This is a genomic window from Bradyrhizobium sp. P2_E8 (assembly GCF_056403875.1).
This window is the reverse complement of record NZ_JBFUES010000402.1, coordinates 1-6,326: the sequence shown is the minus strand read 5'-3', so window position 1 is coordinate 6,326 and position 6,326 is coordinate 1. Positions and strand designations below refer to the sequence as shown.

4 protein-coding genes and 1 pseudogene are annotated in these 6,326 nt (G+C 63.8%); all 5 read right to left on the bottom strand.

All coding sequences use genetic code 11. The annotated features are described in order from the left end of the window. Window positions 1-10 precede the first annotated feature (10 nt). Window positions 11-499, bottom strand: coding sequence for a peptidoglycan-associated lipoprotein Pal (gene pal, locus AC1D00_RS21725; RefSeq protein WP_027545576.1), 489 nt, complete (start codon window positions 497-499; stop codon window positions 11-13). A gap of 270 nt (window positions 500-769) precedes the next feature. Then, window positions 770-1,498 carry an N-acyl amino acid synthase FeeM domain-containing protein gene (locus AC1D00_RS21720; RefSeq protein WP_404553111.1) on the bottom strand — a complete coding sequence of 243 codons (729 nt, stop codon included), beginning with the start codon at window positions 1,496-1,498 and terminating at the stop codon, window positions 770-772. Between the two features lie 179 nt (window positions 1,499-1,677). Next, on the bottom strand, window positions 1,678-4,008 hold the full coding sequence (locus AC1D00_RS21715) for an EAL domain-containing protein (protein ID WP_477012073.1): 2,331 nt from the start codon (window positions 4,006-4,008) through the stop codon (window positions 1,678-1,680). Between the two features lie 236 nt (window positions 4,009-4,244). Beyond that, on the bottom strand, window positions 4,245-5,594 hold the full coding sequence (tolB, locus tag AC1D00_RS21710; RefSeq protein ID WP_477012074.1) for a Tol-Pal system beta propeller repeat protein TolB: 1,350 nt from the start codon (window positions 5,592-5,594) through the stop codon (window positions 4,245-4,247). A 41-nt stretch (window positions 5,595-5,635) separates the two neighbouring features. Then, window positions 5,636-6,326: pseudogene (locus tag AC1D00_RS21705) on the bottom strand (protein TolA); the annotation flags it as partial.

Sequence of the window (6,326 nt, the reverse complement as noted above, 5' to 3'; positions counted from 1 at the left end):
TGACTGAACGTCAGGAGCTCGCGTTCAGCACGGTCACAGCGCGACGGTTCTGCGACCAGCAGGAGATATCGTTACAGACGGCGACCGGGCGCTCCTTGCCGTAGGAGATCGTGCGCATGCGGTTCGGATCGATGCCGCGCGAGGCGAGGAACGAACGCACCGACTGGGCTCTGCGGGCGCCGAGGGCGATGTTGTATTCGCGGGTGCCGCGCTCGTCGGCATGACCTTCGATGGTGAAGCTGTAGCGCGCATAGGTCTGCAGCCACTGCGCCTGCTTCTCCAGGGTCACGATCGCCTGCGGGGTCAGATCGGTCTGGTCGCTTTCGAAGAACACGCGGTCGCCCACGTTGACGACGAAGTCCTGCTGGCTGCCCGGCGTCGCCGCGTTGGCCATCGCATCCGCAGCAGAGTTCTTGTTGGCGCAGGCGCCCATCGACAGCGCGACAGCAAGCACCGCGGCCAGCTTCAATCCCTGGAGGATACGCATAGGATGTTTCATTCCGGAGCCTCCACGCTCACGTTAGTCCACTGCTGTCCGGTCTACAGGGGGTTGGTTAAGCGAACGTTCCGTCAACCTTGATGGGATGTTGCCAGAGCCGGTCAAATGCCCCCCACCCGGCGAAAAGCACCCGTCATGGTTAATGGGTTGTAAATGTGGCGCGAGGGTGAAGGCAAGCCGCGTTAACCGGCAAAATGGCTGGACTTGCTTGAATTTTGGCCTGAGCCCGGGAAATCCCGGAGCGCCTTCGATCAGTCGGCCCCGCCGGAATCAGGCGTGAGCGGCATCCGGCACCAGCAGCGGCTGCTGCGGCGGCAACTGGCGCTGCGCGCTGCGCCCGAACAGCATCCGCCGCTCGAAGGCGGTGGACCGCATGATCGGATAACGCTCGAACACCTTCTTGCGGAAGGTCGGGAAATCCGCCGCCATCAGTCCGAACGGCTTGGTGAGACCGGGAACCAGCCTCGGCTCGGCAATGGTCTCATGCAGAAACACCCGCCGGTAGAAGGCCTGATGCTCGGGACGCACGATCGCGAGGCCGAGATCGGCATTGAAATGCTCGCAGGCCATGTAGGCGAGCCGGGTCGTCAGATAGGGCAATTCCGGAACCCGCTTCACCTGGTCGGGATCGGCGACGAACCGCGTGGGGTCGATCATGACCTCGCCGCGATCGAGTCGCGGCAGAAGGATCTCGGGAAAGACATCGGCCGAGGTCGACTGCCGCCATTCCGATGTCAGCACGCTGATGCGCACGGAGCTGCAAAGCTCGCCGTGGAGATAGACGCCGAAGGTCCACGCATTCGGCAGTTCGTCATACTGGTCGGTGACGCGCGCGTCCGCAGATTCCTTGACGGCACCTTCGCGCAGATAGGCGCGGTAGCGGAGATTGTAGATCTTCTCCTTCTCGGCCGCCGTGTCGGCGAGATGATAATCGACGTCGGTCAGGAGCTCTGCACCCCGTCCAACAGCCGAAATGATCGCTCTGGCTGAGGACTGCATTCCAACTCCTTACCCATCACCACTCAACGCATGCGCGCGGAACAACCTCCACGCGCGTGATGATTTATTAACAGCTTCTTAACAATGAAGCAAAGCAATCGAAAGGTTAGGGTTAACTCTCCGTAGCACTACGGTGCCCGGCAACAGACTGAAATGGCGGGAAAATCTCGGAAGCGGCGTTAGGCGAAGGAACGCGAGCCGACGACCTGGAGCACGGGTTCGTCGCGCCGGCCATGCGAGGCGTTGAGGAGCTGGCGCATCCGCACGGCGGGCACCGGACGGCTGAACAGATAGCCCTGCGCCTCGGAGACGGTGCCGTCGGCGCTGATCAGCTCGAGCTGCTCGTTGGTCTCGATGCCCTCGACCACGACCGCCATGCCGAGATCGGCGGACAGCCGCGCCACGCCGCGCAGCAGCGTCAGCGGCCGGTCGGTGTCGATGCCTTCGAGGAAGGAGCGGTCGATCTTCACCTTCTGCATCGGGAAATTATGCAGGTAGCTGAGGCTCGAATAGCCGGTGCCGAAATCGTCGAGCGAGATGCGCACGCCGAGCGCATGCAGCTGCGACAGGATGTCGTGGGTGAGCTGGGTGTTGCGCAGCAGCGAGGATTCGGTGATCTCGATCTCCAGCCGATGCGCCGGCAGGCCCGAGACCTCCAGCGCGTAGCGGATCTCGCTCAGCACGTCGCGCTGGTGGAATTGCTGCGGCGAGAAGTTGACGGCGACGCTGACGCCCTCCGGCCACTTCATGCATTCCATGCAGGCGCGGCGCAGAATCCAGCGGCCGAGATCGACGATCAGGCCCATGTCCTCGGCGACCGGGATGATGTCGACCGGCGACACCGTGCCGCGCACCGGATGATTCCAGCGCAGCAGCGCCTCGCAGGTGGTGATCTTGCCGGACTTGAGATTGACCAGCGGCTGGTAGAACAGCTCGAACTCCTCGTTGGCGAGCGCCTTGCGCAGGTCGAGCTCGAGGATGCGGCGGGCCTCGACGGTCGCCGCCATCTCGTCGCGGAAGAAGCAGAAGGTGCCGCGGCCGTCGGCCTTGGCGCGGTAGAGCGCCATGTCGGCGTTCTTGAGCAGCGTATCGGCGCTGATGCCCTCCGGCGAGGTCAGCGCGATGCCGACGCTGGCGCCGATCTCGACCAGGTGATTGTCGATGCGGTAGCGCTCGCTCAGCCGCTCGACGATGCGGCGGGCAAGGCTCGCGGCATCCTCGGGCGTGCTGATGTCCTGCTGGAACACGACGAACTCGTCGCCGCCGAAGCGGGCGACGAAATCCTCCGGCCGCAGCATCTCGCGCAGGCGGTTGGCGACCGCGCACAGCAGCTGGTCGCCGCAGGGATGACCGAGCGTGTCGTTGACCTGCTTGAACTGGTCGAGGTCGATGAACAGCAGCGCGGAGAGCCGTTCGGCATGGTGCGAAATCGCCAGCAGCCGCTCGATCTCGTCGCGGAAGGAGACCCGGTTGGGCAGCGCGGTGAGCTCGTCATAGCGGGCGAGATGGCTGATCCGGGCTTCCGCGTTGGTGCGTTCGGTGATGTCTTCCAGCAGCAGCACGGTGCCGCCGCCGGTCATCGGCTGGAAGGTCCAGGAGAGGGAGCGGCCGCGCGTGGGATTCGGATCGGCGGTGACGATCTCGCGGATCCGCGCGTGCTCGATCTCGGCCAGGATCTGGTTGCCGCTCTCCGCCGAGATGGAGCCTGCGGCGACGCAGGCCGACACGATGTCGGCGGCGGTGGCGCCGCGCTTGACCAGGTCCTCGGGCAAGCTCATCAGTTCGCCGAAGCGATGGTTCATCACCGCAAGGCGCCCATCGGCGCGAAACATGCACAGGCCGTGCGGCATGTTGTTGAGCGCGGTATCGAACTGGCTCGCCAGCGCGGATTCGCGGAAGCTCGAGGTCAGCGCCTTGACGAAGATCGCATGCAGGCTGAGGTTGATGTTCTTCAGGCCGATGAAGAAGAACACGAGCAGGATGGCAAGACCGATGTGATAGAAGCCGCCGTGCAGGAGCAGCGCGAGCGACATCGGACCGCACGCCAATGCGACGTGCCACTGGATCACCCGGGGCTGGCCGTAATTGCGGGCGGCGCCGCCGGCGGTATAGCCGATGCCGATGGCGACACAGAGCATGTCGGCCACCGGATCCTCGTTGTTGTAGATGACGACGAAGGCCCAGATGCCGAGCACCGCCGCATAGCTGAGCGCGCCGATCCAGTAGCGCGGCTCCAGATGCTTGGCTTCTTCGAATGACAATGGGCGCGTACGGTTTTCGTATCCGCGCATCTGGAACGCGCGTGCTGTGCCGATGGCGATCAGCAGAAATGCGAGCGGCCACAGCCAGACATCGCCGGTCTTCAGCGCAGTCATCACCGCGGCCACGGCCGCAGAGGCCGAGCCCAGGAAAATCGCCCAGAAATTCTGCACCATAGAGTTGATGAGAGCGGCGTAGAGTATCGGCTCCAGCTCGTCTCGATCGCTCTGCTTCTGGTCGGCCAGCTGCATCGGCTTGTTACGCGTCCTGTTTGGCGCGTACTTTTACCCAGCCCAGGTGAAGCTTTCCTGAGGGAACATCGTTAAAGGCGGGTTGTTTTTCGGCAATAGCGAACCTATTTCTGCTGAAATATCAATCAACTAGGCAAGCCTTGCCGGGCGCAAGGTGAAGGAAAGCTTGCCTTCCGCCCAGAAAGCGAAAAAATCGGTGTGATTTTTCGAAAAGATCGCGCGTCCGAAGACGCGATCTATTGACCCGCCGTCGAAGACAATAGCGGCGACCATGCCGGGTCGGAGGCGAAGCCCGGCGTCGGCACCTTCAGCTCGTTGCGGCCGGAGATGTCGACGGAGTACAGCGATGGCCCGCCATTGCCGCCGGGATCGCGGAAGAACATCAGCACGCGGCCGTTCGGCGAGAAGGTCGGGCCCTCGTTGTGGAAGCCGGAGGTGAGGAGCCGCTCGCCGGAGCCGTCCGGCTTCATGACGCCGATCGAAAACTGCCCGCCGCCCTGCCTGGTGAAGGCGATGTAGTCGCCGCGCGGCGACCACACCGGCGTCGAATAGCTGGCGTTGGTGTCGTCCTTGGAGAAGGAGATGCGCTGCGCAGCTCCCCCGCCCGCCCCCATCACGTAGATCTGCGACCTGCCGCCGCGATCGGACTCGAAGCAGATGCGGGTGCCATCCGGTGAGTAAGACGGAGAGGTGTCGATCGCCGGCGTGTCGGTGAGGCGCGTGGTCGAGCGCGAGCGCAGATCCATCACGAACAGGTTGGAATTGCCGCCCTGCTGCAGGCTCATGATGACGCGCTGGCCGTCGGGCGAGAAGCGCGGCGCAAAGGTCATGCCGGGGAAGTTGCCGACGATCTCGCGCTGGCCGGTCTCGATGTTGAAGAGATAGACCTTCGGATCGCCCTGCCCGAACTCCATATAGGTGATCTCTTGCGAGTTCGGCGAGAAGCGCGGCGTCAGCACGAGGTCTGAGCCGCGGGTCAGATAGCGCACATTGGCGCCGTCCTGGTCCATCATGGCGAGCCGCTTGACGCGGCGCTCCTTCGGCCCGGACTCGTCGACGAACAYCACGCGGCTGTCGAAATAGCCCTTCTCGCCGGTCAACTTCTCATAGATCTGATCGGAGATGATATGGGCGATACGGCGCCAATATTCCGGCGAGGTGAAATATTGCTGGCCAGCGAGCTGCTGGCCGGTGACCACGTCCCACAGGCGGAATTCGGCCTTGAGGCGGCCGTCCGGCTGCCGCGTCATGCGGCCGGTGACGAGCGCCTGCGCATTGAGGGTCTTCCAGTTCTCGAATTGCGGCGCGACGTCGATGTTGCTGATGCGCTCGATGAAGGCGGCCTGGTCGATCGGGGCAAACAGGCCCGAGCGCTTCAGATTGTTGGTGATGACCTGCGTGACGCCGTTGCCGACGTCACCGTCGGCGGGCGAGCCCGGCACGAAATTGCTGATCGCGATCGGGATCGGCCGAAACTCCGTGGGATCGATGCGAAGCCGTCCCTGCGGCTGCTGAGCGAAGGCCTGTCCGCCTCCGAGCATCGCAAGTGTCGATCCTGTCAGGGTCATGAAGCGGCGGCGATTCATCGAGCGGACGTCATTCATTGCAAAGTTCTTTTGTTCGGATGTCACAACATATCTTTCAGGCCGAAAGTCATCGGAATGAGCTTCCAACTCTCGTACTGCTGCTTCGGCATGAATGAATAGACCTGGCACTGCACGATGGCGCGCTTGGCGCTCTCGGCCACCGCCTGGGCGATCGAGCGCGACGGCCCCCGCACCGCGACAACGACGGGCTCGGATGCGAGCGATCCGTCGATCTTCATGGGAATGTCGATGTCGGCTTCGTACTGGTCGGCGTCCTGCCCGTTATAGGTCGGCGTGAAGCAGCGCTTGACCGCGCCCTGGAATGCACCTCGCCAGGTCGCGACGTTGTTGGCGGCCGTCCCGGTCGCCGATCCCAGCGCGGCGGACGCATTCAGCGCCGAGCCGGTGAGCTCGTGCCGGGTCGCAGCGCGCTTGTCGAGGTCGCGCTGGATCTGCGCGGGATCGAAGCTGCGCTCCTTGGGCTTCGGCTGCTGCTGCGGCTGCACCGCGGCGACCTTCTGCTCCACGGGCTTGGGCGGCGGCTTCTTGGTGTCCAGCTTCTTCTGGAGCTCGGCGATCGGATCTTCCTTGGCCGGATCAGGCTTTTTTTCCGGCGGCTTCGGCTCTTCCTTGGGCTTCGCCTCGGCGACCGGCTTCGGCGGCTCGGGCTTCTACTCGACCGGTTTCTCGACGGGTTTGGGCGGCGGCTCGGGCGTCGAGTTGGTCTTGATC

What these genes read in the sequence shown, in the direction of transcription:
- pal (WP_027545576.1), bottom strand. Translation starts at nt 499, where the DNA reads ATGAAACATCCTATGCGTATCCTCCAGGGATTGAAGCTGGCCGCGGTG.
- AC1D00_RS21720 (WP_404553111.1), bottom strand. Translation starts at nt 1,498, where the DNA reads ATGCAGTCCTCAGCCAGAGCGATCATTTCGGCTGTTGGACGGGGTGCA.
- AC1D00_RS21715 (WP_477012073.1), bottom strand. Translation starts at nt 4,008, where the DNA reads ATGCAGCTGGCCGACCAGAAGCAGAGCGATCGAGACGAGCTGGAGCCG.